We start from the raw sequence: 24,595 nt of genomic DNA on the forward strand, positions 1-24,595 counted from the left end.
CGATGCGGATGTCCTGCGCGACGGCGCCGCCGCCCGGCAGGGACGCGGTCAGCCCAAGGCCCAGCCCCCATGCCGCGGCGCGCGCGACAGCAGCTGCGCGAGCCGGCGCAGCGCGATGCCGCGCAGGATCAGGCAGAAGGGAACGAGCACCCACAGCGATACGATCCAGATCAGCAGCAGCGGGCCGTCGGCGGGCAACCCGCCCAGGGCCATCGCCAGGGACGGGGACAGGTATAGGACCGCGAATCCTAAGGCGACGTTGATCGTGCCATCGCGGCGCAACCGGGCGACGACGTCACGGGCCTGCGGATCGAAGGTCGGCAGGTTGATCCACGGATTGAACGTTCCCTGGCGGAACGGCCACCCGTCGTCGCGTGCGGCCCGGGCGAAAGCCAGGCAGGCGGTCGCCATGACGATCAGGCCCGTGCCGCCCATCGCGGCCACGTCCCCGCGCAGGGCGGGCGGCGCCGACCCGACCATCGGCGCCAGGGGCGATCCGGCGACGTCCAGCGCCGCGCCCGCCACTGTCGCGATCGCGCGCACGAGATCCGGAAGGGGCCCCGCGCCATCCATCGAAAGGACGACGCCCACGCTCAGACAGGCCGCCAGCACGGCGAAGCGGATCCGGTTGTAGGGTGGAGCGTCGCGGAACTCGACCAGCGACGGCGCGCCGGGGGCGTATTCCAGGAACACGAACACCGCCGCGGCCGCCGCGGCCAGGAGCACCACCTCCGCCGAGCCGCCGCCGAGAAACAGGGACGGGGCCACGACAACACACGCCATCGAAAGGCCCCGCAGGGCCGCGCCAGTCAGTTTCGCCAATTCCACCGTCCTTGCCTGTTGCCGCCGTCCGACCCGATACGATGCCGGGCCGTGTCCGGCGCGTGAAACCCCGGCCTCACGGGGTCGCCTCGCTATGGCCTCAATCCTGCCCCGTTTAAGGAAGACCCGCAACCCTCTGACTTTACGTAAGAACGCACGTGAAGATCGCTGTGGCGGCGGAACGACAGCACGCGGAGGAAGCACATGCGGATCAACGGGTTGCGGAAGGCGTAGGCCGTCAGACCCAGGGACGCTCCCCCTGCATCCGGGATTCGAAGGCCTCGATCGCGGGCGCCTTCTCCAAGGTCAGACCGACATCGTCCAACCCTTCCAGCAGACAGCGGCGCTTGAACGAATCGACCTCGAACGGGATGCGGCTGCCGTCGGTCAACCACACCTCCTGCGCTTCCAGGTCGACGGTGATGCGCGCGTTCTCGCCGTTCCGCGCATCCTCCATGATCCGATCCACCTGCTCCTGCGGCAAGGCGATGGGCAGGATGCCGTTCTTGAAGCAGTTGTTGTAGAAGATGTCCGCGAAGGACGGCGCGATCACGCAGCGGATTCCGAAGTCCAGCAGCGCCCAGGGCGCATGCTCCCGCGAGGATCCGCAGCCGAAGTTGTCGCCCGCGACCAGGATCTGCGCATCGCGATAGGCGGGTTGGTTCAGCACGAAATCCGGAACCTCGCCGCCGTCGTCGTCGTACCGCATCTCGTCGAACAGGTTCACGCCCAGGCCGGACCGCTTGATGGTCTTCAGGAACTGCTTGGGGATGATCATGTCGGTGTCGACGTTGATCAGCGGCATGGGCGCGGCGACGCCCGTGATGGTGGTGAACTTGTCCATGTCTCGCTCCCCTCGGGTCCGGCGTCGTTGCCTACCCCTCCGGCACCGCGAAGGTCAACGCGGCCCAATGGGTGCCCCAGACCGGGTCGCCGTCCGCCGCGGGCTCCAAGGGTTCCAGCACGACGGCGTCCGCAAGATAGACGTGGCCCGGCGCCACGGGCAGGACCGCGACCCCGTCGGCGTCGGTGCGGTGCAGCGTGACCTCGACCGTGCCGTCGGGCCGGCGCGCGAACAGTTCAACCTGCGCGTCGGCGCGGGCCGCGCCGTCCCACAGCACGCGGACCGGCAGACCGCCCGTCACCTCGTCCGCATAGGGGTTCGCCAGCGCCACGATCTCGGAGCGCAGGCCGAACGCGCGGTCCGACCCCGCCCCGTCGCCCACCGCCACCAGGGCCTTGGCATAGCGGCGATAGGATTCGCGCACGCCCTCGCGCGGCAGACCGCGGGAATCGTGGCGGGCGGCCAATTCGCCGAAGTCCTTGTGCGCGCCGAAGGCCAGGAACCGCTCCCACCCCGTGCGGCCGTCCTTGTCGCCATAGGTCAGCGTCGAATCGGCCGTCTCGTGAAGAATGACCAGCAGGCCGTCGGGAAGGTCCGGCACCGCGAAGGCGGGGCTGTCCCCCAGACGCGCGGGCACGGGTCGCACCGCATCCCCCACGGCCATGTCGAAGCGCACCGACCGGCGTGGGATATAGCTGAAGGCCGATCCGGCGAACTTCTCCCCGTTGCGGAAGTCGGCCGTGACCGTTCCATTGGAGGGCACCGTCCAGTCCTCCGCGTCGATCCAGAACTCGTGACCTTGCGCCTGGAAGGCGGCGATGCACAGTGCGGCGGTCAGGATCAGGGAACGGATCATGGGGCTTCTTCCTGCACGGTTGGCGGCGGCGGCGGTCGCGGTCACGCTGGCGACCATCGGCGCTTCGGCGCACGAGGTCCAGCCCGCCGTCGCCGACGTGACCGTCGGTCCCGACACGGTGACCATCGACCTGCGCGTCGCGGTCGAGCCGGTGCTGGCGGGCATCGACCTGGGGGCGGTGGGTGACACGGACGAATCCCCCCTGTCCGCCGACAGCGACGCCTTGCGCGCACTGCCGCCGCAGGCGCTGGCCGACCGCCTGCGCGCGGACTGGCCCGACCTCGCGGACCGCATCACCCTGCGGGCGGGGGACACAGCCCTCGCGCCGGAGCTGGCATCGGTCGAGGTGCCGCCGGTGGGCGACGTGGCCATCCGCCGCGACACCGCGCTGACCGTCCTGGCGCACCTGCCCGACGACGGCAGCGACGTGCGGTTCGGATGGGACCCCGAGCTCGGCGCCCTGATCGTGCGGCAGGGTGCGGGCGCTTCCTCCTACGAGGACTTCCTGACCGACGGCACCCTGTCCGAAGGGATGCCGCGCGGCGCGGTCGCCGAACGGCCCCCGGCGGAGGTGATCGCGCGCCACGTCGTGGCGGGCTTCGACCGCATCGTCCTGGAGCGTCCCGATCACGCCCTGTTCGTCCTGGGCCTGTTCCTCTACGCGCTCGCCTGGCGGCCCCTGCTCTGGCAGGTCGCCGCGTTCACGGCGGCCCACACCGCGACCCTGGCATTGGCCACGACGGGCCTGATCGCGGTGCCGGGCGGTTGGACGTGGCTGGTGGGGGCGACCATCGCCGCGTCGGTCGTCTATGTCGGGGTGGACAACATCCTGGGCGACCCTGCGCGGCGCGGCGTCACGGGGCCGCGCGTGGCGGCCGTGTCCGGCTTCGGCCTGCTGCACGGGCTGGGCTTCGCGGCCGCCCTGTCCGAGCTGGGTCCGGGCCGGCCCTCCGTCCTGTCGATCGTCGCGTTCGACGCGGGGGTCGTGTTGGGGCATCTGGTCGTCGTCGTCGTCGCGTTCGGAACCCTCGTCGTGGCCTTCCGCCTGATGCCCGCGCCGCTGCGCGCCGGCAAGCCCGAGTTCCGGGCCGTGTCCGTGGTCGCATCCTTCCTGATCGCGGCCATGGGGCTTTTGTGGATCGTCGATCGGGTCATCTCGGTCTAGGGGCGCCCCGGCTAACGCCTGCGCGGGCCGGAGAACTTCATCTCCTGACCGGCCAGGGCGCCGGGCGGGCCGATCCAGGCATAGGCGAGCAGGCAGGGCTCGCCCCCGCCGGTTGTGATCCGGTGCTCCTCGCCCGATCGGTTCAGGATCAGCGACCCCGGGGCATAGACGGCGGCGTTGTTCTCGGACCAGGCCCCCGCGATGGAGACATAGGATTCCTCGACCTCCGAATGGCTGTGCTGCGGATAGGTCGTGTCGGGCGCGAACAGCACGATGCCCAGGATCAGCGCCTCCGACGGGACGGGACCGCGGGGGCCCAGCACCTCGGCATAGGCGTACTTGCGGGCCAGCGCGCGCGGCATCTTCTCGTACCCGTATTCCCAGGTCAGGGCATCGCGGACCTCGCGCAGGGCACGGGCCATGCCCTGCATCGCGCCGCGCTCGCCGACGTCCAGCGCGCGGGACAGGTGTCCGACCACGGGGCGGACGTCCGGCCTGCGGCTCCACACGGCGGGATCGGCGTCGAACGTGGCGGACAGGGCGCCGCGGACGGCCCGGCGATGCTGCCGGATGACCCTGCTGCCCCCGTCGCAGCCCTGCCCGTACAGAGCGTGGAACTCGCGCAACAGATAGAACCAGTCGGGCCGCTCCGACAGGCGGGGGGCGGGCGGCAGCGTGGCGACAGCCGGACCCGCGCTCATGCCGGAACGGCGTCCCGGTTGCGCCGCCAGATGTCGAAGTTCAGCGCGCCGGCATAGCTGACCCAGACCAGATAGGGCACCGTCAGCCAGAACCCGATCCGGTCCAGGGGCCAGAGTGCCGCCAACAGGCCCGCGACGGCGAGCCACAGCACCACCAGCACGACCAGCGCCGCCCCCAAACGCCGCAATCCGAAGAAGACGGGCGTCCACAGCGCGTTGAACGCGATCTGCATGGCCCAGAACGCTACCGCATGCGCCGAGCCGGGCAAGGGCGCGGCCCGCGCCGCCGTTACGGCCAACGCCAGGTACAGCGCCGTCCAAGCGACGGGGAACAACCAGTCGGGCGGGGTCCAGGACGGCTTGTCCAACCGGCGGTACCAATCCCCCGGCGGGAACATCGCGCCGGTGGCGGCGGCCCCACAGCAGGCCGCGAAGAAAATCGCGAAGAGCGTCCAGTCCATCGCCCGGGACCTAGCGCGGGGGCACGGGATCCCAAGGGGTGCTGCCACGCATCGCGGGGTCGCGGGTCGGGGACCGCATCCGGCTCAGACGGCCGCCCCGCCCCCGTCCACGGTCCGGTCCCGCGCCTCGAGGGTGGCGAAGACGGCGATCAGGCCTTCGCCCCAGCCGCCCCGTGCCGGGCGGGGGTCGCTGGCGGCATCCACCAGGAACGCCGTTTCCGCCAGGGGGGCGGCATGCAGGATGGGGGAACGCGGCATCGCCGTGATCCAGACGGACTGCGCCAGCGACAGGGCCAGCCAGCCCAGCTTGGCATTCCGCGACGTGATCGCGCGGCGGCTGACGCTGTCGTGCCCCTGCCGCCGCAGCACCCCGCCGATCCCGGCATAGGCATGGCGCGCCGCCAGGATGCCCGGACGCGCGGCGACGGGCAGTGCCCCCACCCCGGCCTCCGACCGATCGTACAATCGCCGCGCCTCGCCCAACAGGTCGCGCACCTGCGCGGCCACCCGCGGGTCGGGCCCGGGCGCGGCCAGGAAGGCGTCCACGTCCATCCCGTCCCGCGCCATCCAGTCGGTCGGCAGGTACAGACGCCCGGCGCGGGCATCCTCGCCCACGTCGCGGGCGATGTTCGTCAGCTGCATCGCCACGCCCAGGTCGCAGGCTCGTGCCAGCGTGTCGCGATCCCGCACCCCCATCAGCACGCACATCATCGCGCCCACGGCGGACGCGACCCGCGCCGAATAGCCCCGCAGGTCGGACAGGGTGGCATAGCGGTGGCCGGCCGCGTCCCAGGCCAGCCCTTCCAGCAGCGCCTCCGGCAAGGCGCGGGGCATGGCATGCGCCTCGACCACGCGGGCGAAGGCGCGGTCCGCCGGCGCGTCGAAGGGGCGGCCCGCGAAGACCGCGTCCAGCCGGTCGCGCAGGCGCAGCACGGCGGTGGCCTTGTCCAACACCTCGTCCACCGCATCGTCCGCCAGCCGGCAGAAGGCATAGAGCGCGAGCGCGGGGTCGCGGACGCGGGCGGGCAGCAGGCGGCTGGCGGCGTGGAACGAATGGGACCCGGTCCGGATCGCGTCGCGGCAATGCGCCAGGTCGGCGGCGGCCGCGGCGTTCATTCGGCGGCCCGGCGGTACTGTTCGGCGCCGTTCGCGACCGGCTCCAACTGCGGAACCAGCCGTTCCAGCACCTCGGCGGACGCGACGACGCCGGGCAGGCCCGCGCCGGGATGGGTGCCCGCGCCCACCAGAAACAGGCCGGGCACGTCCTCGGACACGTTGTGGGGGCGGAACCAGGCGGATTGCAGGATCCGCGGCTCGATGCTGAACCCCGCCCCGTGGGGCGACAGATAGCGGTCGCGGAAATCCTCCGGCGTCAGGGTCATGGACGCCGTCACGCGATCGCCCAGGCCCGGCAGCAGCCGTTCCTCCAGCACCGCCTGCACGCGGGCGCGGTATTCGTCGGCCATCTCGGACCAGCGGACGGGGTCGGGGTGGCGCAGATGCGGGACGGGCGACAGGGCATAGAACGTGTCGTCCCCCGGCGGCGCCACGGCCGGGTCCGTGACGGACGGACGGTGGACGTACAGGCTCATGTCGTCGGCCAGGACTCCGCGGCGGAACACGTCGCGCAGCAGCCCGTCGTAGCGCGGCCCCGACAGGATGGTGTGGTGCCCGGCATCGGGCCACATGCCCCGCGTTCCCTCCGTCCCGAAGTACCACACGAACAGACCCATCGACAGGCGGGTCCGGTCCAGCCGGCGCCGCGACCACCGGCGGGCCCGACCCCGCAGCAGCCGGTCGTACGTGAAGCCCGGATCGGCGTTCGACACGACGATGTCGGCGGGGATCTCGGTCCCGTCGGTCAACGTCACCCCGCGGGCGCGCCCGGTGCGGTCCTGCGCGATGGACGCGACCTCGGATCCCAGGCGCAGGTGGCCGCCCTGCCCTTCCACGATCGCGGCCATCCGCGCGGCGATCGCGCCGACGCCGCCCATGGCGTAATGCACGCCCTCCTTCGCCTCCAGATGGCTGACGAGGGCGTACATCGACGTCACGCGCGCCGGGTCGCCGCCGATGAACAGGGGATGGAAGGACAGGGCCATGCGCAGCCGCGGGTCGCGCACCCGCGCCTTGGCCAGTGCCAGGATCGACCGATCGGCACGCAGCCGCGCGAATTGCGGCAGGACGCGGATCGTCGACCAGAGCCTGTGCATCGGCTCGGTGAGCATCCCCTCGTAGCCGACGACGTAACGGGCCGCCGAATCGGCCTGGAACCGCCGCCACCCCGCCAGGTCGTCCGGCGCCAAGCGTTCCACCTCCGCGGCCATGGCGGCGGGATCGGCGCGCGCCGGCAGCCGCGACCCGTCGGGCCAAGTGATGGTATAGAAGGGGTCCAGCGCCCGAAGGTCGATCTCGGCATCGAAGTCCCGCCCGCAGGCCGCCCACAGGCGGCGGAACACGGCCGGCGCGGTCACGATGGTGGGCCCCAGGTCGAACCGATGGCCCCGCGACGTGATGCTGCTGGCCCGCCCGCCCGGCATGTCCAGCCGGTCCAGCACGGTGACGGTCCAGCCCTTCGCGCCCAATCGCATTGCTGCGGCCAAACCGCCCAGACCGGCGCCGATCACGACGGCGTGCCGTCCGTCCGCGCCGCCGATCCGTTGTTCCGAGATGAAATCGCGCATGTCACGCCAGACTTACAGCACTCCCGTCCCCATTGCTATTCCATATGTCACGTTCGATGTGCAATCAGAGTGTATGAATGGATGGACATGCAGATCGCGACGCTGACGCTGTGCAGGTTCGACGGCTGGGCCGATCGGGTCTGGGCCTTCGCGCAGATGGGACTGGCCCGGGGCCCGTTGCGGCGTGCGCCGGGCCTGCGCTTCTTCAAGTTGCTGGGGTCGGGCGCGGGGTCGGGCTTCGCGCCCGTACCCAACACGGCGGTTTGGGCGATCCTGGCCGTATGGGACGACGCGGACGCGGCGCGGCGCGGCCTGTCGGGGGGCGTCTTCGCGCGCTGGCATGCGCGGGCGGACGAATGCGCGCACCTGACCCTGTCCACCCTGTCCGCGCGGGGCGCGTGGTCCGGCGTGGCCCCGTTCCAGCCGGGCGCGACCGCGGATGACGGCCCGATCGTCGCCCTGACCCGCGCGACCATCCGCGCCCGCGCCCTGCCGCGCTTCTGGCGCCGGGTGCCCCACCTCGACGACCTGATCGGCGACAACGGCGACGTGCTGATGAAGGTCGGCGTGGGCGAGGTGCCGTGGCTGCACCAGATCACGGTCTCCGTCTGGCCCGACGCGGCCAGCATGGCCCGCTTCGCCCGCGTGCCTGGCCCCCATGCCGACGCCATCCGCGCGGTGCGCGAAGGCGGCTGGTTCGCGGAGGAACTGTACGCCCGCTTCCGCATCCTGGACGCCAGCGGTATCTGGCAGGGACGACCGCTGCGGGACGCGCTGACATGACATACCCCTTCGCTGCCCTCGTGGGGCAGGACGAGATGAAGACCGCCATGATCCTGACGGCGGTCGATCCCGGCATCGGCGGCGTCCTGGTGTTCGGCGACCGGGGCACGGGCAAGTCCACCGCCGTGCGCGCCCTGGGCGCGCTCCTCCCCGCCATCCGCGCCGTGCGGGGTTGCCCGGTCCATTCGCCCGCCCCCGATGCCGTCCCCGACTGGGTGACGACCGCGGGGGACGACGTCGTCGAGATCCCCACCCCCGTCGTCGACCTGCCCCTGGGCGCGACGGAGGATCGCGTGACCGGCGCGCTGGACATCGAACGCGCCCTGACCCGCGGCGAGACCGCGTTCGAGCCGGGCCTCCTGGCGCGCGCCAACCGCGGCTACCTCTATATCGACGAGATCAACCTGCTCGAGGACCACGTCGTCGACCTCCTGCTCGACGTGGCCCAATCCGGCGTCAACGTGGTCGAGCGCGAAGGCCTGTCCATCCGCCACCCCGCCCGGTTCGTGCTCGTGGGCTCCGGCAACCCGGAGGAGGGGGAGCTGCGCCCGCAATTGCTCGACCGCTTCGGCCTGTCGGTGGAGGTCGCGTCCCCCACCGACGTCGACACCCGGATCGACGTCATCCGCCGGCGCGACGCATACGACCGCGATCCGGACGGCTTCGCCCGGCGATGGGCCGACGCGCAGGACGACCTGCGCGCGCGCATCGTGGCGGGACGGGACGCGCTGGCCGGGGTCGATGCGGGCGACGACGTGCTGCGCGATTGCGCCACGCTGTGCATCGCCCTGGGCTCGGACGGGCTGCGGGGTGAGCTGACCCTGCTGCGCGCCGCCCGCGCGCTCGCGGCCTTCGACGGCGCCGACCGCGCCATGCGGGATCACGTCCGCCGCGTGGCACCCATGGCCCTGCGCCACCGCCTGCGCCGCGACCCCCTGGACGAAGCCGGCAGTACGTCGCGCGTCGCCCGCGCGGTGGAGGAGGTCCTGGCGTGACCGCGTGGGGTGCCGCCGCCCATGCCGCGCGGTGCCTCGCCGATCCGTCGTCGAACCTTCGCGGCCTGCACCTGCGCGCGCGGGCGGGCCCCGTGCGCGACGCGTTCCTTGCCCTCCTGCCGCCGGCCCGCCGCGTGCCCCCCGGCACGGACGCGGACGCGCTGTTCGGCGCACTCGACCTGCCCGCCACCCTGCAGGCCGGCCGGCCCGTCCACCGACCGGGCCTCCTGGACGGCGGCGGCCTCCTGGTGGTGCCCTCCGCCGAACGTCTGGAGCCGGCGCTGGCGGCCCGGCTGGCCGGCGCGTTGGACCGCGGGGGCGTGCGCCTTCTCCTGCTGGACGAAGGCGACGGGAACGCGGAAGGCATCGCCCCCGCCCTGGCCGACCGCATCGGTCCCGTCGTCGATCTCGACGATCTGTCGATCCGCGACGTCGATCGGGCGGCCCCCCTGCCCTACGCCGTTCCCGACGGGGACGACGCCGAGCCCGTGGCCGTCCTCGTCGCGGTCGCGACGCGTCTGGGCGTGGCCTCCCTGCGCGCGCCGATGGCCGCGCTCGCGCTCGCCCGCGCCTCCGCCCGCCTGCGCGGCGGAACGGTGGACGCGACCGACCTGGCCTTCGCGATCGACCTGGTCCTGGTGCCACGGGCCACGCGGATGCCCGACCCGGCGGAGCCCGACGCCCCGCAGGACGCCGAACCGGACCGGCCGCGCGACGACGACCCCGCCCCCACGGGCCCCATGGCGGACCGCGTCCTGGACGCCGTCGCCGTCACCCTGCCGGACGACCTGCTGGCGCGGTTGGCGATGCGGGCCGCGGCGCCGAAGGGGACCGGCGCCGGCGCGACCCGCAAAGGCAACCGGCAGGGCCGGCCCTTGCCGTCGCGTCCCGGCCGCCCCGACGGACGCGCGCGCATCGACCTGGTCGCCACGCTGCGCGCCGCCGCCCCCTGGCAGCGCATCCGGGGCGGTGGTCCGGGACGGCGGCCCCGGGTGCGCAAGGGCGACATCCGTTTGCGCCGCCGCGAAAGCCGGTCCGACCGGCTGCTGGTCTTCGTGGTGGACGCCAGCGGATCGTCCGCCATGGCCCGCCTGGGGGAGGCAAAGGGCGCGGTCGAGACGCTGCTCGCCCGCGCCTATGCCCGGCGCGACCACGTTGCCCTCGTGGCGTTCCGGGGCAACGGCGCGGAGGCGATCCTGCAACCGACCCGCAGCCTGGTGCGCACGAAGCGCGAACTGGCCGCCCTGCCCGGCGGCGGGGGCACGCCCCTGGCCGCGGGCCTGCGCGACGGGGCGGCGATGGCCGCGCGGATGCGGGACCGTGGCATGGCGCCCGCCCTGGTGGTGCTGACCGACGGGCGGCCCAACGTCGCCCTGTCCGGGGAACCGGGCCGCGCAGCGGCGATGGCGGACGCGGAGGTCACGGCGCGCGCCCTGCGCGGCATGGCCCTGCCCGGGCTGGTCATCGACACGGGACGCCGCACCAGCCCCTGGCTGGCAAGCCTCGCCGCGACCATGGGCATGACGGCGATGGCGCTGCCGCGGGCGGATGCGGCGGCCCTGGACCGCGCCGTGACGGCCGCCCTATGAGGTGGGCGGACTGGCGGGACCGGTGGCCCCATGCGGACCGATCCCGCTTCGTGGACGCGCGCCCCTATCGCTGGCATGTCCAGCAGATGGGCGAGGGGCCGGACCTCCTGCTCCTGCACGGGGCGGGCGCGGCCACGCACAGCTGGCGCCATCTGATGCCACGCCTGGCGGAACGCCATCGCTGCACCGCGGTCGACCTGCCCGGGCACGGCTTCACCCGCGCGGTCGCGGGCCGCTCCACGCTGGACGCCATGACGGCGGACCTGTTCGCCCTGCTCGATGCGCTCGACGTCGCCCCGGCCGCCCTGATCGGCCATTCGGCCGGGGCCGCCATCGCCCTGAACATGGCGCGGGAGCGACCCGCCCCCGTCGCATCGATCAACGGGGCCTTCGCGATGTTCGACGGTCTGGCGGGCTGGCTGTTTCCGTTCATGGCAAAGGCGTTGGCCTTCAATCCCTTGACCGTTCCGTTCTTCACGGCGACCGCCTCGCCCGCGCGCGTGGGCCGGATCCTCCGCGCGACGGGCAGCCGGATCGACCCGGACACGCTGGATCTCTACGCCGCCCTGATCGGCGACCGCGACCACGTGGCGGGCACGTTGGCGAAGATGGCGTCCTGGCGGTTGGAGGCCCTGGTCCGCGCCGCGCCCGGCATCGACGTCCCCGTCCTCCTGCTGGCGGGCGACCGGGACGGCACCGTGCCCGCCCGCGTCAGCCGCGACCTCGCCTCGCGCCTGCCCGACGCCACGTTGCAGGTCATGCCGGGCCTCGGCCACCTCCTGCACGAAGAGGCCCCCGACCGTGCGGCGGGGGCCCTTCTGCCATGGTTGGCGGACGTGGTTCGGGCCTAGCTCGTGTTCGGGCTCAGCTGTCGCCTTCGCCCCCGAACTGCGCCAGGAACGCGTACAGGTTCACGGCGTCCTCCTCCTGGCGGACCTTGTAGGCCATCTTGCCCCGGCCGTTGTCGCCCGTGATCTCGCGCAGGTGCTCGGTCGGGTCCATCACATAGGCGACGAAGTTGGCCTCGTCGTAGATGGCGCCCTGCTCGCCGGCCAGGACCATGATGTCGGAATAGCGGAAGTCCTCGACCATGCCATAGCCGCGACCGACCACGCCATAGAGGTTGGGGCCCGTGCGCGCCGCGCGGCCGGCCAGGACCTCGCCGTCGGGGCTTTCGACGACGTGGCAGGACTGGCACTGGCGGAACGCGCTCTCGCCCGCGGCCGCGTCGCCGGAGGCGGTCAGGTGCGCATCGGCGAAGGCGGGGGCGGTGAACGCGGTCGCCGCGACGGCGGCGATGCTGAGATGGCGGATCATGTGGCTCTCTCCCTTTGAGTCCTGGGGAAAACTAACACTCCCGCGGGTGCGTTCCACCCCATTTCGCGCGGTCGCCATTGTGTCGCGTCACGCCGTCGCGCGGGCCACGGCGCATTGCTTCCACAGCACGTTCAACGCATCGACCAGGTGGTCGATATCCGCGTCCGAATGCGCGGGCCCCGGCGTGAAGCGCAGCCGTTCGGTTCCCTTGGGGACGGTGGGATAGTTGATGGGCTGCACGTAGATGCCCCATTCGTCCATCAGATAGTCCGACAGCATCCGCGTCTTGACCGGGTCCTTGATCAGCACGGGCACGATGTGGCTGTCGTTGGCCATGTGCGGGATCCCGTGTCGGTCCAGCCCCGCGCGCAGGCGCGCGACCTGACGCTTCTGCAGGTCCCGCTCCGCGCGGCTCTCCTTCAGGTGTCGGATCGACGCGGTGGCGGCCGCCGCGATGGCGGGGGGCAGCGCGGTGGTGAAGATGAAGCCCGACGCGAAGGACCGGATGAAGTCGCAGACCTCCGCCGACCCGGCGATGTAGCCGCCCATCACGCCGAACGCCTTGCCCAGCGTCCCCTCGATCACGGTCACGCGGTCCATCAGCCCGCGTTCCTCGGCCACGCCGCCGCCGCGGGGGCCATACATGCCGACGGCGTGGACCTCGTCGAGATAGGTCATCGCGCCGTACGTCTCGGCCACGTCGCAGATCGCCTCGATCGGCGCGATGTCGCCGTCCATCGAATACACGCTTTCGAAGGCCACGATCTTCGTGGCGTTGGCCGGCAGGGCGGCCAGCTTGCGTTCCAGGTCGGCCACGTCGTTGTGGGCCCAGATGACCTTGCGCGCCTTGGAATGGCGGATCCCCTCGATCATGCTGGCGTGGTTGCCCGCATCCGACAGGATCACGGCATTGGGCAGCCGCGAGCCCAGCGTCGACAGCGTGGCCCAGTTCGACACGTAGCCGGACGAGAAGATCAGCGCCGCCGCCTTGCCGTGCAGGTCGGCCAGCTCCGCCTCCAGCTCCAGGTGCTGGTGCTGGGTGCCGCTGATGTTGCGCGTGCCCCCCGCGCCCGTGCCGCAGGTCTGCGCGGTCCGGGCCATGGCGGCCACGACGTCGGGGTGGTGGCCCATCCCCAGATAGTCGTTGGAGCACCAGACCGTGACCTCGCGCGCGACGCCGTCCTCCGTCGTGTTGGTCGCCCGGGGATGGGCGCCGCAACGGCGGGTCAGGTCGGCGAAGTAGCGATAGTTGCCCTCGGCCTTCAGGGTGTCCAGTTGATCGCGGAACAGTCTATCGAACGGCATCCTCGTCCTCCCCCGTGGTCGTCATCGTTGCGGGCGCGGGTGCGGGCAGCATCCAACGCCAGAGTTTCTCGTCCGGCAGCGGCACGATCATCAGCCAGTGCTCCAATAGGGCCAGCGCCGTCAGCGTCGCAAGTAAGGCGAACCCCACCGCCTGCGCCGGATCCCCCGCCTGGACCGCGCGCTCCAGCCAGCAGGCCGTGGCGAAGGTCAGCGCCGTGACAGAGGTCGGGAACAGCCAGTTGATCCGCGCCACGCGGAAGTGGCTGGGCAGGTGGCGCAGGGGCGTGGGGATGAACTCGACCGCCACCTTGCGCACGCCCAGGTACAGGTTCAGCTTCGCGCTGATCCGCGCGGCATAGAGGATCGCGAAGGTCCACAGCCCGAAGCGGTTGGGCGCGCCATGCGCCATCGCCGCCAGGCCGATCAGCGCGGCCGTCAGCGTCATCTCGTGATAGGCCACCGTGCCCCAGGCCCGCACGAAGCGTTCCCATTCGGGCACCCCGGGCCGGGCGGGCCGGTCGTTCGGCCCCGTGATGACGCCCGTCAGGAAGGCCAGCTCGATCCAACCCCACACGGCCAGCGCCGCGAAGAATGCGCCATACACGGCCCCCGCCTGCCCGGCCGTGACGTGGAACGCCCACAGTCCCGCCCCCATCACGGGCAGCGTGGCTAACGTCGCGGCCCCGTGCAGCCCGCGCCTGTCGGCGGTGCGGACCAGCGCCAGGATCGCCCCGGTGGAGGCCCACCAGGCCAGGCACGCGACCGCGCCGGCGATCAGGGCGGGCGTCAGTAGCACGGGTCCAGCCGCGGGGACGCGGGCACCGCGTTCCGCTTCGCCGGGATCGCATAGAGCCGGGCGAAGGCCGCCGCGGCCCGGATGCGCCCGCCCAGCTTGCCCAGGGGCCCCGTCGCCGCGTCGATGTCCCGGTTCGCCCGGTTCAGCCGGCGCAGCGTCGGCAGCCAGGCGGGGTGGTCGATGTCCAGCACGACGGGGAAGATCTGGCGCGTCAGCGCGTTGGTCTTCTCGAACACGGACTGCGCGTACCATTCCTCGTCCACGCCCAGGGCGCGGTGGAACGCGGGCCGCTGATGGTCGCGCACGAACATCGTCCCATAGACGGCGGTCAAAAAGAACTTGATCCACCAGACGTTGCGGCCCCGGGTCAGCTTTGGGTCCGTCTTCATCAGCAGGGCGAAGGCCTCGCCATGGCTGAACTCGTCGTTGCACCATTCGCGGAACCACTTGAAGATCGGGTGGAACCGCTTGTCGGGGTTCGCCTCCAGGTGGCGGAAGATGGTGATGTAGCGGGCGTATCCGATCTTCTCGGACAGGTACGTGGCGTAGTAGATGAACTTCGGCCGGAAGTAGGTGTACTTCTTCTGCTGGGTCAGGAAGCCCAGGTTCACCGACACCCCGGCCTCGCGCAGCGCGTCGTTGATGAAGCCCGCATGCCGCGCCTCGTCGCGCGCCATCAGCTGGAACAGCGTGACGATGTCCTCGTTCGACCCCCGCCGCTTCATCTCCTTGTAGAGCACGCAGCCCGAGAACTCGGCCGTGCACGACGATATCAGGAAGTCGACGAACTCGCGCCGCAGCGCGGGGTCCATCCCCTCCCAGTCGGCGTCCCAGTCGTCGTTCTTCTTGAAGTGCCCCCGGTTGGGGTCGGCCTTCATCCGCGCGATCAGGTCGTCCCATTCGGCGCGGACGGGCGACACGTCGATCGCGTCCATCTCGTCGAAGTCGGTGGTATAGAAGCGCGGCGTCAGCAGGGTGTTCTGCATCGCCACCGCGGTGGCCTGCTCGTTCGTGGTGACCTGCTGGTTCTCGGCGGCCAGGGCCTCCTCGACGGTGGCGGCGTCGGCGGAATGGGTGACGTGGGCATTCATTCCAGGACCTCCCCGCTGAACGAGAACTCGCACAGCTCCATGAACTCCGTGTCGCCGGTCAGGCGGGTCCACCACCGCTCCAGGGCGCCGGCGCGCGTGATCACGGCGGTGCGCGCCTCGCGGACGACCTCGCCGAAGGGGGCCATGATCTCGGGGCCCTCGACCTGCACCGCGTCGCCGGGATGGACGACGCTGCCGTCGTCGAAGCGGACATGCGCCGACAGTTCCTCGAAGCGGTGCGAGATCTCGACGGTGCAGGGCACCCGTTCGGTCGTTCTGGTCAGGATGGGCATGGTCGTTCCCCCTTCACGGTTTCAGTCGAGCAGTCTGGCGAAGACGGCGGCGTTGTCTGCGCCGAACCCGATCAGTTCGGCACGCCACCCGGTCGTGTCGTCGCGCAGCGACAGTTGTCCGCTGTCGAAGCGGATCAGGCGGACGGGGCGGGTCACGTCCGCCCCCCGCCGCGTGCGTTCGAAGGTCAGCGCGCGGTGGACGCCGGCGACGAAGCCCCCGGTCTCGGCGTCGAAGGACGCGATCACCGTGCCGTCGGCCCCCAGCACGCGCGCGGCGCCCGTCGTCCCGTCGGCGTCGATGAAGATCGACCGCTGCGCGGCCACGCCCGACGTCTCGTCGAGCACGGGCATCGCTTCCAGCGGGCGGTCGGTCAGGCGGGCATAGCCCACGATGAACAGCGCGCACACGACCAGCGTGGCCAGGGCGCGCAGCAGCACGGTGGGGACCATCTCGCGGTCGCGGGCCCGCAGGCGGTTCTCGGGGGTCATGGCGCTACTCCGCCGGAACGGCCAGGCCGCCCGGATGCTGGGGTTCGGACGGGTCCGCCGCCGCCGCGCGGGACGGGACCGCGCCGGCCGCGTCGGCGATCAGGCGCGCCACGGACGCGGCGTCGGGGATGCAGCGCAGGGCGGGCTGCGTCGGGTTGAACCGCCAGGGCCGGACGTGCGGCCAGGTCATCAGGTACGACATCCGCGTCCGGCCCAGCGTTTGGAACGCGACCGTGCCCGTTCCGTCCGCGGCCAGCTTCAGATCCGCCGCCCCGATCCAGCGGTACGGGAACTGCAGCGTCATCGTCAGCGCTGCGCCGATGCGCATCACCACCCGCCGGTCCGTCACCGTGTACACCGTGGCCTTCGCCTGCGCCCAGGCGACGGCCCACAGCAGCGCCGCCGTCACCCCCCACAGCACAAGGAAGAACGACGCCTCCCCGGCGGCCGCGGCCCAGGGGATCGCGGCCGCCGCGTCGACCGTCTTCCAGGCGAACAGCACCAGGAAATAGGCCGACACCCAGCGGATCCGCAGCGCGTCGCGCAGCAGCGCCCGGACGTCGGGCGCCCCCTGCCACAGGATGCGCTCGCCCGGGGGCAGCATCTCGGGCAGGCCGCGGATGGGTTCGTGCTCGAAGTCGTCGTGGTCCATGGTCGGTCCCTCCCAGGCGGGGTCGCGCGGCTGCCGGCCTCAGCCGAGCTGCGGCTCCTGCCGGTCCCAGTTCGCGTACAGCTTGCCGCCGCCGACGAAGGCGGTGATCTTGTCCTCCTCCAGCAGGGTGACCTGGCTGGACGACTTGGTCTGCGGGATCTGCGCGAAGTGGCGCTCGTGCAGCGCCTTCACCTCGACCTCCGTCTGGAACACGCGGACCAGCTGAATGGGGATCAGGTGCTTCGTGCCGGCCGGCACCTTCACCTCGATGTAGCGGACGTGCTGCTCGGGGGCGTCGATCCACATGTCGCTGACCACGCCCGCGACCTTGTCGTCCGCGCCGCGCACCTCCAGGCCGCGGGGGTCGCGGCCCGCGCTGACGCGGAAGTCGGGCATCTTGTCCATCGGCACGATCTTGGGATGGCCGTGGCCGTCCAGCTCCGGCACGTCGCGGCGCGGCGCCCAGCTGGCGGCACCCACGCCGTCCAGCATCGGGTCGCCCGTCGGCTCGAACGGGAAGCCGTTGGGCACGGCGGTCTTGTGCATCGCGATCTCGCGCCCCTCGGGGTTCATGTCGGGCACCGTGACGGTGCCGCGGCCATGCGGCAGCACGAAGGTCTTCTGGCTGGGCAGGGGAAACGGCCCCTGGTTGGGCGCCAAGGTCCCGTCGTCGTTCTCGAGCGGATAGCCTTCGCGCATGTTCTCCGTCTGCAGGTAGTACACCAGGAGCGCGAAGAACCCGAAGAACAGCCAAAGGCTGAGGCTGGCCAGGTCGAAGTTGGCGAAGAAGGCGTCCACCTGTTGCATGGGATGTCCTTTCGGGGCTGGCGATCAGGTCGGGAAGTCGGCCAGGCCGATCCGACTCGGTGGTTGCGATTGAGGGCGGGTTTCGGTGCGCCGGACCAGGGGGCCCAGCGCGATCAGGGTCAGGAACAGCAGCCCGACCTCCAGGTGATAGACGACGGAATAGCCGGTGGCGGGATCGTCCAGGGCCGGTCCCAGCGCGCCCGACCGGGCGAGCGTGTCCACGCCGTCCCGCAGGCCCCCGCCGACCGCCGTGGCCAGGCCCTGGGCCGACGCCTGCGCCGCGCCCCAGACGCCCAGCGCCAGGCCGCGGCCCGCGATGTCGGTCACGGGCAGGGTCATGGCCGTCGTCAGCGTGGCGACCGCGAACAGCCCCCCGCCGAAGCCGATGCCCAGGCTGCCGGCGAAGAACAGCGCGGGCGAGCCCAGGGGCGCCGCGAAGATCACCGCGCAGAACGCGGCCAGCCCCGACAGCACGCCCCGCGCGGCCAGCCGCGTCGCGTTCATGCCGCCCGCCAGGGCCTTCGCCGCCAGGCCGAACGCGGCCAGCGCGCCCACGGCCCAGGACGCGGTCAGCAGCGTGGTCGCCGACACCGACAGGCCCAGGATCTCCCCGCCATAGGGTTCCAGCAGGACGTCCTGCATCGTGAACGCCATCGTGCCCAGGAACACGGCGGCGATCAGGCGGCCCGCCGTGCCGCCCCGGGTCAGGTCGGCCCAGGCATCCGCGAAACGGGGCGCGGGGGCGGCGCGCTCGGCCGCGGTCGTGGTCCGCAGCGCCTCCTGCCGCCACAGGGCCACCAAGTTCAGGACCAGCGTCGCCACCGCCGTGCCCTGGATCACGCGGATCAGCAGCACACCGTCGAAGTCCCGCAGGAGCCAGCCCAGCAGCAGCGACGACACCAGCATGCCGCCCAGGAACGCCACGTACAGCAGCGCCACCACCTGCGGCCGCGTCGCGTCGTCCGCCCGGTCGGCGGCCAGCGCCAGCCCGGCGGTCTGCGTCATGTGCATGCCGATGCCCGTCATCAGGAACGACAAGGCCACGGCCACCTCGCCCGCGAAGGGCACCTCGATCCGGTCGTAGCCGCCCAGGATCAGCAATGCGAAGGGCATGATCGCCAGGCCCCCGAACTGCCACAGCGCCCCGAACCACAGATAGGGGATGCGGCGCACACCCAGCGCCGACCGCCGGTTGTCCGACCGGAACCCCAGCAGCGCGCGGAACGGCGCGATCAGCACCGGCAGCGCGATCATCCCCGCCACCAGGAAGGCCGACAGGCCCAGTTCCACGATCATCACGCGGTTCAACGTGCCCAGCAGCATCACCGCCGCCATGCCCACGCTGATCTGGAACAGCGACAGCCGCAGCAGCTGCGCGATCGGCAATCCGGCCGACCCCGCATCCCCGAAGGGCAGGATGCGCTGCGCCAGCCTCACGCCCGCAACTCCAGGCAGGTCGAGATGTAGAAGCCCGACACGACCCGCTCGATCACCGCCAGCTCGCCCCGGACCAGGCGGGCGAGGCGGGCGGGGTCCTGCGGCACCATCGCGGGCGAGCGATCCGCGCGCGGGAACGCCTTGCCCGCCAGGAACATCGCCATCAGCAGGGGCGTGCGGGGGGCCGCGGTGAACACCACCTGCGGGGCGCGCGCCGACCATGCGTCCAGCTTCGCGGCCAGATCGGCGGTGGCATAGTAGATGGTCGAATCCTGCGCCACGACCGCGTCGAACGACCCCAGGCTTGCATCGAACATGTCGCCCGCCCGGAACGTCACCCGGTCCGCTAGCGCCGGGTCCAAACGCCGCCGCGCCACGTCCAGGATGCCGGGTGCCACGTCCACCGCCACCACGTCCGCGCCCCGCAGGGCCAGCGCGGCCGTCTTGGCCCCCGTGCCGCAACCCGCGTCCAGCACGCGGCAGCCGCGCAGGTCGGCGGGCAGCCGGTCCAGCATCGCCGCCCGCATCCGGTCCCGCCCCGCGCGCACGGTCGCGCGCACGCGGCTGACCGGCGCGTCCGACGTCAGGTCGGCCCACACCGTCTTCGCGGTGCCGTCGAAGTATCCTTCGACGCGGGAACGGGTGGCGGCATAGTCCATGTCAGTCGAAGCCCAGCAGCTCGAAGATCTCGCGGTCGGGCAGCGGTTCGGGCGCGACCCCTTCCGTCCCGTCGTACAGCACCTGCGCCAGCCGCACGTACTCCGCGCGGCAACGGACGATGTCCTCCTCGTCGGGCATCTCGAACAGGGTCTTCTTCTTCAGGCGCGACCGGCGGATGGCGTCCACGTCGGGCATGTGCGCGATCCGCTTGAAGCCCACCGTGTCGCAATAGCGGTCCACCTCGTCGGTGTCCTTCGACCGGTTCGCCACGCAGCCCGCCAGCCGGACCTTGTAGTTCTTCGACTTGGCCTGCACCGCCGCGATGATCCGGTTCATCGCATAGATGCTGTCGAAGTCGTTGGCCGTCACGATCAGCGCGCGGTCCGCATGCTGCAGGGGCGCCGCGAAGCCGCCGCACACCACGTCACCCAGGACGTCGAAGATCACGACGTCCGTGTCCTCCAGCATGTGGTGCTGCTTCAGCAGCTTGACGGTCTGCCCCACGACGTAGCCGCCGCACCCCGTGCCCGCGGGCGGGCCGCCGGCTTCCACGCATTGCACGCCACCGTAGCCCACGGTCACGAAGTCCTCCGGGCGCAGCTCTTCCGCGTGGAAGTCCACGTCCTTCAGCGTGTCGATCACCGTGGGCTGCAGCTTGCCCGTCAGCGTGAAGGTGCTGTCGTGCTTGGGGTCGCAGCCGATCTGCAGCACCCGCTTGCCCAGCTTCGTGAAGGCGGCCGACAGGTTCGACGACGTCGTCGACTTGCCGATCCCCCCCTTGCCATAGACCGAGAAGACCTTCGCCCCCTCGATCTTCGCGGCCTCGTCCTGGTGGACTTGCACCGAACCCTCGCCGTCGCCCCGGAGGGGCGCATGAGGCGCGTGGCCCTTCAGGTCGGGAATGGTATCCTTGGGCATCAGATGGTCCCCTTTGCTAGGTCATCCCCGGACTTGATCCGGGGACCTCCGACCACGGAGATCCCCGGGTCGAGCCCGAGGATGACGCGTTTCATTGTGGCGCGCTCGAAGGTCATTCCGCGGCGATCCCCTCGACCCGGTCTTCCAACTCGTCGGCCGCGTCCTGCAACGCGGCCAGCGTGGCGTCGTCGGGCGTCCAGAACCGGCGGTCGCCCGCTTCCAGCAAACGGTTCGCCATGCGCGCCGATGCCTTGGGATTCAGCTCCGCCAGCCGCCGCCGCATCGCGTCGTCCAGCACGAACGTTTCCGACAGGCGCTGATACACCCAAGGCTCCACGGCACCCGTCGTCGCCGACCAGCCCAAGGTGTTGGTCACCTGGCTCTCGATGTGGCGGACCCCTTCGGCTCCGTGCTTCAGCATGCCCTCGAACCAGCGGGGGTTCAGGCTGCGGGACCGCGTCTCCAACGCGACCTGCTCCTCCAAGCGCCGGACCTTGGCCGCGCCCGTGGTGGCGTCGCCGATGAAGACCGGCGCGTCGGCCCCCTTCGCCCGCTTCACCGCCCGGCTGATGCCGCCCAGCGTGTCGAAGTAATGATCGACCGTCGTGACCCCGAGCTCCACGGATTCCAGGTTCTGATAGGCCAGATCGACCTGACCCAGGGTCGCCTGCAGCAGCTCGGGCTGCGCCGACGGCTTGCCGTCCCGGCCATAGGCGTGGCCCTTGCGCGCCTCGTACGCGTCGGCCAGCTCGCCCTCGTCGTCCCAGGCGCCCGAATCCACCAGCATGTTGACGTTCGACCCATACGCCCCTTCGGCGTTGGAGAAGACGCGCAGCGCCGCCTGCTCCAGACCGCATCCGGTCAGCGCGGCATGGGCCAGCGCGTTGGCGCGCAGGGGGTTCAGATGCGCGGGCTCGTCCGCGTTGGCGGCCAGCCACGCGGCCTCCGCCAGCATCCGCGTCTGGAGCGGCAGCAGGTCGCGGAAGATGCCCGACAGGGTCATCACCACGTCCACCCGCGCCCGGCCCAGCTCGTCCAGCGGCACCAGCTCAGCGCCGCAGAGCCGCCCATAATGGTCGAACCGGGGCCGCGCGCCCATCAGCGCCATCGCCTGCGCGATGGGCATGCCGTCCGACTTGATGTTGTCGCTGCCCCACAGGACCAGGGCCACGCAGCGCGGCACCGATTCGTAGGTCCGCAACAGCAGGTCGGCCTGGGCCTGCCCCTGCCGCATCGCGTGCGCGGTGGGCATCCGGAACGGGTCGAAGGCGTGGATGTTGCGCCCGGCGGGCAGGATCTCGGGCGACCGGATCAGGTCGCCGCCGGGCACGGGCGCCACGAACCGGCCCCCCAGCGCGGCCATCAGCCCGTCCAGTTCTGCAGGCGATTCCAGGGCGGCCGTCATCGCGTCGCGGTCGCCGCCTTCGACATGGGCCAGATAGGCGTCCGCATCGACCGCCCCGCCCACGACGTGCAGCCCGTCGGGGATCAGCGCGTCCTGCGTTTCCAGCAGCGTCAGCCACAGGTCGTCGGGGTCGCCCGACAGGTCCACCGCCGTCGCCTGATCGGCGATCAGGGCGGCCAGGTCGTCGCGCGCCGCATCGGGCGGCAGCGCGCGCCATGCCGCCAGGCTGTCCTTCAGATCGGCCAGCCCGCGATACAGCCCCGACGCCGCCAGGGGGGGCGTCACGTGGCTGACCGTCACCGCGTTCGAGCGCCGCTTGGCCAGCGTCGCCTCGGACGGGTTGTTGGCCGCGTACAGGTACACGTTGGGCATCGCGCCGATCAGCCGGTCGGGCCAGTCCGACGCGCCCATCCCCGCCTGCCGGCCCGGCATGAATTCCAGCGCGCCGTGCATCCCGAAATGCAGCACCGCGTCCGCGCCGAAGTCGCGGTCGATCCAGCGATAGAACGCGCCGAACGCATGGGTCGGCGCGAAGCCCCGCTCGAACAGCAGCCGCATCGGATCGCCCTCGTAGCCGAAGGCGGGCTGGATGCCGACGAAGACGTTGCCGAAGGTCGCGCCCAACACGAACACGCCGCGCCCGTCGGTCTGGTGGCGCCCCGGCGCGGGGCCCCACGCGGCCTCCGTCTCGGCCAGCCAGGGATCCTCGGCCACCAGGCGGTCGGCGGGGACGTGCGCCGCGACGTTGGCGTCCTGCCCGAAGCGTTCGGCGTTGCCCCCCAGCACCGCGCGGCGCAGCGCGTCCACGTCCGCGGGCACGTCCACGGCGTAGCCGTCCGCCGCCATCCGCCGCAGCGTGTTCAGCAGGCTTTCCCACACGCCCAGATGCGCCGCCGATCCGGTCGCGCCGGCATTGGGCGGGAAGTTGAACAGCACCACCGCGACCTTGCGGTCCGCCTGCCGCGACCGGCGCAGGCGGGCCAGGCGCGCGGCGCGGTCCACCAGCCGCCCGATCCGCTCCGGGCAGGGCGCCATGGCCCGGCTGTCGTCGCCCCGGCATCGCAGGGGGCAGCCGTCGCAACCGGTCGCGTCGTGGCGTCCCGCGAAGACGGTCGGGTTCGTCGCGCCGTCGATCTCCGGCAGGGCGATCAGCATGGTGGTCTCCACCGGCCCCAGCCCGTGCTTCGACGCGCCCCACTGCCCCAGGGTCTGGAACTCCAGCGGATGCGCGGCCAGGTACGGCACGTCCAGCGCGCGCAGGACCTCCACCGCCGCGTCGCTGTCGTTGTAGGCCGGTCCCCCCACCAGGCTGAACCCCGACAGGCCCACGAGCGCGTCGATGCGCCCGCCCGCGAAGTATGCCTCGATCGCGGGCCGCGAATCGAGCCCGTGCGCGAAGGCCGGCAGCACCCGGCATCTCGCCGCCTCGAACGCGCGGATCACCGCGTCGTAATGCGCGGTGTCGCCCGCCAGCACGTAGGACCGCATCAGCAGCAGCCCGATGGTGGGTCGGCTATCCGTGCCCCGGACTTGATCCGGGGCCGCGTCGTTCTGGGCCGAACCGCTCGCGACCGCTTCTGTAGATCCCGGTTCGAGTCCGGGACCCGGCATATACCCCCCGCCTGACAGGCGTTCCCCTTCGGACCCGATGGTGTACGGGGGGGCGGAGGGCCGGTCCGCAGGACGGGTCGATCCAGTGGATCGAGCCGAGGTCCGAAGCGCGGTTCGCCCGAGCGAACCGCCGGACGCACCCCCCGGTCGGACCGGTTCTGCATCGCGTGACGCCCGCCCGGAAGACTGCCCTGCGTATGCACGGGGGGTGTACGGGGGGTGTACGGGGGGTGCATGTGACAATTCGGTCACGATGCCATGGTCGGGATGGTACAATCCGACCGCCGGATACTCGACCGGCGCCGGCACGGGCGCGCCCGTTCCCGGACCGTATCGGTCCAGCAACATCCGCAACAGCCCTTCGAAGTTGTCGTCCGATCCGCCCAGCCAATACTGCATCGACAGGAACCAGGCGCGCAGATCCTGCGCCTTGCCGGGAACGAACCGCAATATCTTGGGCAGGCGGCGCAGCATCCGCATCTGCGCCTCGCCCGTCTTGGGCGCCGCCCCGTCCGAACCGCCGCCGCGCAGCTTCTTCAGCAGTTGCATGGCGCCCGAGGCGGGCTTGGCCATGTCCAGGTCGCCCATCCTCGTCAGCCGCACGACCGACGGGTCCGACACCATCCCGACCAGCGCGTCCAGCCCGTCCCGCCGCGCCCGCAAGGCGGGCAGCACGGCCTGCAAGTGCTCGTCCAGGAACAACAATCCGCAGACCACGATGTCGGCCGCGGCGATCGCGTCGCGCGCCGCCTGCGCCTTCGCGGGCGCCTCCGTCCATTCGGCGGCGGCGTGGACCGACAGCTCCAACCCCGGCACGTCCACCGCCAGTCGCGCGCCCGCGCGCGCGATGGGACCCGCCGCGTGGGCGTCCAGCGTGACGATCGCCACGCGGTAGGGCCGGGCCGCCATTCGGG

The 24,595-nt window shown here is 71.9% G+C and carries 24 protein-coding genes; 5 read left to right on the forward strand and 19 right to left on the reverse strand.

Annotation, left to right across the window (positions count from 1 at the left end):
- Nucleotides 1–48 precede the first annotated feature (48 nt).
- The 3 genes from P0084_RS07580 to P0084_RS07590 all read right to left on the reverse strand — a co-directional run bounded on the left by P0084_RS07580 (nt 49) and on the right by P0084_RS07590 (nt 2,522).
- Nucleotides 49–822, reverse strand: coding sequence for a hypothetical protein (locus tag P0084_RS07580; protein WP_308916217.1), 774 nt, complete (start codon nt 820–822; stop codon nt 49–51).
- 238 nt (nt 823–1,060) lie between these two features.
- On the reverse strand, nt 1,061–1,666 hold the full coding sequence (gene leuD, locus P0084_RS07585; RefSeq protein ID WP_308916218.1) for a 3-isopropylmalate dehydratase small subunit: 606 nt from the start codon (nt 1,664–1,666) through the stop codon (nt 1,061–1,063).
- Nucleotides 1,667–1,697: 31 nt separating this feature from the next.
- On the reverse strand, nt 1,698–2,522 hold the full coding sequence (locus tag P0084_RS07590) for a DUF4198 domain-containing protein (RefSeq protein ID WP_308916219.1): 825 nt from the start codon (nt 2,520–2,522) through the stop codon (nt 1,698–1,700).
- Here P0084_RS07590 and P0084_RS07595 point away from each other — a divergent pair.
- Nucleotides 2,521–3,687: a HupE/UreJ family protein gene (locus tag P0084_RS07595; protein WP_308916220.1), complete on the forward strand. Its 1,167-nt coding sequence runs from the start codon at nt 2,521–2,523 to the stop codon at nt 3,685–3,687. The genes P0084_RS07590 and P0084_RS07595 overlap by 2 nt on opposite strands.
- Nucleotides 3,688–3,698: 11 nt before the next feature.
- Here P0084_RS07595 and P0084_RS07600 read toward each other — a convergent pair whose 3' ends face one another.
- The 4 genes from P0084_RS07600 to crtI form a co-directional block, all read right to left on the reverse strand.
- Nucleotides 3,699–4,388, reverse strand: coding sequence for a dimethylsulfonioproprionate lyase family protein (locus P0084_RS07600; protein WP_308916221.1), 690 nt, complete (start codon nt 4,386–4,388; stop codon nt 3,699–3,701).
- Complete coding sequence (gene tspO / locus P0084_RS07605) at nt 4,385–4,849, reverse strand: tryptophan-rich sensory protein TspO (RefSeq protein WP_308916222.1); 465 nt, start codon at nt 4,847–4,849, stop codon at nt 4,385–4,387. The genes P0084_RS07600 and tspO overlap by 4 nt, the downstream gene beginning before the upstream one ends.
- Before the next feature lie 84 nt (nt 4,850–4,933).
- On the reverse strand, nt 4,934–5,965 hold the full coding sequence (gene crtB, locus P0084_RS07610; RefSeq protein WP_308916223.1) for a 15-cis-phytoene synthase: 1,032 nt from the start codon (nt 5,963–5,965) through the stop codon (nt 4,934–4,936).
- Complete coding sequence (gene crtI, locus P0084_RS07615; protein WP_308916224.1) at nt 5,962–7,533, reverse strand: phytoene desaturase family protein; 1,572 nt, start codon at nt 7,531–7,533, stop codon at nt 5,962–5,964. The genes crtB and crtI overlap by 4 nt, the downstream gene beginning before the upstream one ends.
- An 87-nt stretch (nt 7,534–7,620) precedes the next feature.
- Here crtI and crtA point away from each other — a divergent pair, with 87 nt between their 5' ends.
- Genes crtA through bchO form a run of 4 tightly spaced genes read left to right on the forward strand, consistent with a single transcriptional unit; the run spans nt 7,621 to nt 11,751 of the window.
- Nucleotides 7,621–8,316: a spheroidene monooxygenase gene (gene crtA, locus P0084_RS07620; RefSeq protein WP_308916225.1), complete on the forward strand. Its 696-nt coding sequence runs from the start codon at nt 7,621–7,623 to the stop codon at nt 8,314–8,316.
- Nucleotides 8,313–9,311, forward strand: a complete 999-nt coding sequence (gene bchI, locus P0084_RS07625; RefSeq protein WP_308916226.1) for a magnesium chelatase ATPase subunit I — start codon at nt 8,313–8,315, stop codon at nt 9,309–9,311. The genes crtA and bchI overlap by 4 nt, the downstream gene beginning before the upstream one ends.
- Nucleotides 9,308–10,900, forward strand: a complete 1,593-nt coding sequence (locus tag P0084_RS07630; protein WP_308916227.1) for a VWA domain-containing protein — start codon at nt 9,308–9,310, stop codon at nt 10,898–10,900. Before bchI ends, P0084_RS07630 begins: the two co-directional genes overlap by 4 nt.
- Nucleotides 10,897–11,751, forward strand: coding sequence for an alpha/beta fold hydrolase BchO (bchO, locus tag P0084_RS07635; protein WP_308916228.1), 855 nt, complete (start codon nt 10,897–10,899; stop codon nt 11,749–11,751). The genes P0084_RS07630 and bchO overlap by 4 nt, the downstream gene beginning before the upstream one ends.
- Nucleotides 11,752–11,764: 13 nt before the next feature.
- Here the strand turns inward: bchO and P0084_RS07640 are convergent, their stop codons facing one another.
- The 12 genes from P0084_RS07640 to P0084_RS18530 form a co-directional block, all read right to left on the reverse strand.
- Entirely contained in the window at nt 11,765–12,217 is a 453-nt protein-coding gene (locus tag P0084_RS07640) for a c-type cytochrome (RefSeq protein ID WP_308916229.1), read from the reverse strand.
- An 87-nt stretch (nt 12,218–12,304) separates the two neighbouring features.
- Nucleotides 12,305–13,522, reverse strand: a complete 1,218-nt coding sequence (gene hemA, locus P0084_RS07645; RefSeq protein WP_308916230.1) for a 5-aminolevulinate synthase — start codon at nt 13,520–13,522, stop codon at nt 12,305–12,307.
- The gene (puhE, locus tag P0084_RS07650) at nt 13,509–14,318 is read right to left on the reverse strand and encodes a putative photosynthetic complex assembly protein PuhE (RefSeq protein WP_374213618.1); all 810 of its coding nucleotides are present in this window, start codon (nt 14,316–14,318) and stop codon (nt 13,509–13,511) included. The genes hemA and puhE overlap by 14 nt, the downstream gene beginning before the upstream one ends.
- Nucleotides 14,309–15,409, reverse strand: coding sequence for a magnesium-protoporphyrin IX monomethyl ester (oxidative) cyclase (gene acsF, locus P0084_RS07655; protein WP_308916231.1), 1,101 nt, complete (start codon nt 15,407–15,409; stop codon nt 14,309–14,311). The genes puhE and acsF overlap by 10 nt, the downstream gene beginning before the upstream one ends.
- Nucleotides 15,406–15,702, reverse strand: coding sequence for a hypothetical protein (locus tag P0084_RS07660; protein WP_308916232.1), 297 nt, complete (start codon nt 15,700–15,702; stop codon nt 15,406–15,408). Before P0084_RS07660 ends, acsF begins: the two co-directional genes overlap by 4 nt.
- A 21-nt stretch (nt 15,703–15,723) precedes the next feature.
- The gene (gene puhC / locus P0084_RS07665; RefSeq protein WP_308916233.1) at nt 15,724–16,191 is read right to left on the reverse strand and encodes a photosynthetic complex assembly protein PuhC; all 468 of its coding nucleotides are present in this window, start codon (nt 16,189–16,191) and stop codon (nt 15,724–15,726) included.
- A 4-nt stretch (nt 16,192–16,195) separates the two neighbouring features.
- Nucleotides 16,196–16,843: a photosynthetic complex putative assembly protein PuhB gene (puhB, locus tag P0084_RS07670; protein ID WP_308916234.1), complete on the reverse strand. Its 648-nt coding sequence runs from the start codon at nt 16,841–16,843 to the stop codon at nt 16,196–16,198.
- A gap of 39 nt (nt 16,844–16,882) precedes the next feature.
- Nucleotides 16,883–17,650 carry a photosynthetic reaction center subunit H gene (gene puhA, locus P0084_RS07675; RefSeq protein WP_308916235.1) on the reverse strand — a complete coding sequence of 256 codons (768 nt, stop codon included), beginning with the start codon at nt 17,648–17,650 and terminating at the stop codon, nt 16,883–16,885.
- Between the two features lie 24 nt (nt 17,651–17,674).
- Complete coding sequence (locus tag P0084_RS07680; RefSeq protein ID WP_308916236.1) at nt 17,675–19,087, reverse strand: MFS transporter; 1,413 nt, start codon at nt 19,085–19,087, stop codon at nt 17,675–17,677.
- A complete protein-coding gene (bchM, locus tag P0084_RS07685) occupies nt 19,084–19,746 on the reverse strand; it encodes a magnesium protoporphyrin IX methyltransferase (RefSeq protein ID WP_308916237.1) in 663 nt (220 codons plus the stop codon). Before bchM ends, P0084_RS07680 begins: the two co-directional genes overlap by 4 nt.
- 1 nt (nt 19,747) lies before the next feature.
- Nucleotides 19,748–20,668 carry a ferredoxin:protochlorophyllide reductase (ATP-dependent) iron-sulfur ATP-binding protein gene (gene bchL / locus P0084_RS07690; protein ID WP_374213625.1) on the reverse strand — a complete coding sequence of 307 codons (921 nt, stop codon included), beginning with the start codon at nt 20,666–20,668 and terminating at the stop codon, nt 19,748–19,750.
- A gap of 109 nt (nt 20,669–20,777) precedes the next feature.
- Nucleotides 20,778–24,590, reverse strand: a complete 3,813-nt coding sequence (locus P0084_RS18530; RefSeq protein ID WP_374213619.1) for a cobaltochelatase subunit CobN — start codon at nt 24,588–24,590, stop codon at nt 20,778–20,780.
- Nucleotides 24,591–24,595: the final 5 nt, after the last annotated feature.

This window comes from Jannaschia maritima, assembly GCF_030973515.1.
In the GTDB taxonomy this organism is placed as follows: domain Bacteria; phylum Pseudomonadota; class Alphaproteobacteria; order Rhodobacterales; family Rhodobacteraceae; genus Jannaschia; species Jannaschia maritima.

What these genes read in the sequence shown, in the direction of transcription:
- leuD (WP_308916218.1), bottom strand. Translation starts at nt 1,666, where the DNA reads ATGGACAAGTTCACCACCATCACGGGCGTCGCCGCGCCCATGCCGCTG.
- P0084_RS07595 (WP_308916220.1), top strand. Translation starts at nt 2,521, where the DNA reads ATGGGGCTTCTTCCTGCACGGTTGGCGGCGGCGGCGGTCGCGGTCACG.
- P0084_RS07590 (WP_308916219.1), bottom strand. Translation starts at nt 2,522, where the DNA reads ATGATCCGTTCCCTGATCCTGACCGCCGCACTGTGCATCGCCGCCTTC.
- P0084_RS07600 (WP_308916221.1), bottom strand. Translation starts at nt 4,388, where the DNA reads ATGAGCGCGGGTCCGGCTGTCGCCACGCTGCCGCCCGCCCCCCGCCTG.
- tspO (WP_308916222.1), bottom strand. Translation starts at nt 4,849, where the DNA reads ATGGACTGGACGCTCTTCGCGATTTTCTTCGCGGCCTGCTGTGGGGCC.
- crtB (WP_308916223.1), bottom strand. Translation starts at nt 5,965, where the DNA reads ATGAACGCCGCGGCCGCCGCCGACCTGGCGCATTGCCGCGACGCGATC.
- crtI (WP_308916224.1), bottom strand. Translation starts at nt 7,533, where the DNA reads ATGCGCGATTTCATCTCGGAACAACGGATCGGCGGCGCGGACGGACGG.
- crtA (WP_308916225.1), top strand. Translation starts at nt 7,621, where the DNA reads ATGCAGATCGCGACGCTGACGCTGTGCAGGTTCGACGGCTGGGCCGAT.
- bchI (WP_308916226.1), top strand. Translation starts at nt 8,313, where the DNA reads ATGACATACCCCTTCGCTGCCCTCGTGGGGCAGGACGAGATGAAGACC.
- bchO (WP_308916228.1), top strand. Translation starts at nt 10,897, where the DNA reads ATGAGGTGGGCGGACTGGCGGGACCGGTGGCCCCATGCGGACCGATCC.
- P0084_RS07640 (WP_308916229.1), bottom strand. Translation starts at nt 12,217, where the DNA reads ATGATCCGCCATCTCAGCATCGCCGCCGTCGCGGCGACCGCGTTCACC.
- hemA (WP_308916230.1), bottom strand. Translation starts at nt 13,522, where the DNA reads ATGCCGTTCGATAGACTGTTCCGCGATCAACTGGACACCCTGAAGGCC.
- acsF (WP_308916231.1), bottom strand. Translation starts at nt 15,409, where the DNA reads ATGAATGCCCACGTCACCCATTCCGCCGACGCCGCCACCGTCGAGGAG.
- P0084_RS07660 (WP_308916232.1), bottom strand. Translation starts at nt 15,702, where the DNA reads ATGCCCATCCTGACCAGAACGACCGAACGGGTGCCCTGCACCGTCGAG.
- puhC (WP_308916233.1), bottom strand. Translation starts at nt 16,191, where the DNA reads ATGACCCCCGAGAACCGCCTGCGGGCCCGCGACCGCGAGATGGTCCCC.
- puhB (WP_308916234.1), bottom strand. Translation starts at nt 16,843, where the DNA reads ATGGACCACGACGACTTCGAGCACGAACCCATCCGCGGCCTGCCCGAG.
- puhA (WP_308916235.1), bottom strand. Translation starts at nt 17,650, where the DNA reads ATGCAACAGGTGGACGCCTTCTTCGCCAACTTCGACCTGGCCAGCCTC.
- bchM (WP_308916237.1), bottom strand. Translation starts at nt 19,746, where the DNA reads ATGGACTATGCCGCCACCCGTTCCCGCGTCGAAGGATACTTCGACGGC.
- P0084_RS18530 (WP_374213619.1), bottom strand. Translation starts at nt 24,590, where the DNA reads ATGGCGGCCCGGCCCTACCGCGTGGCGATCGTCACGCTGGACGCCCAC.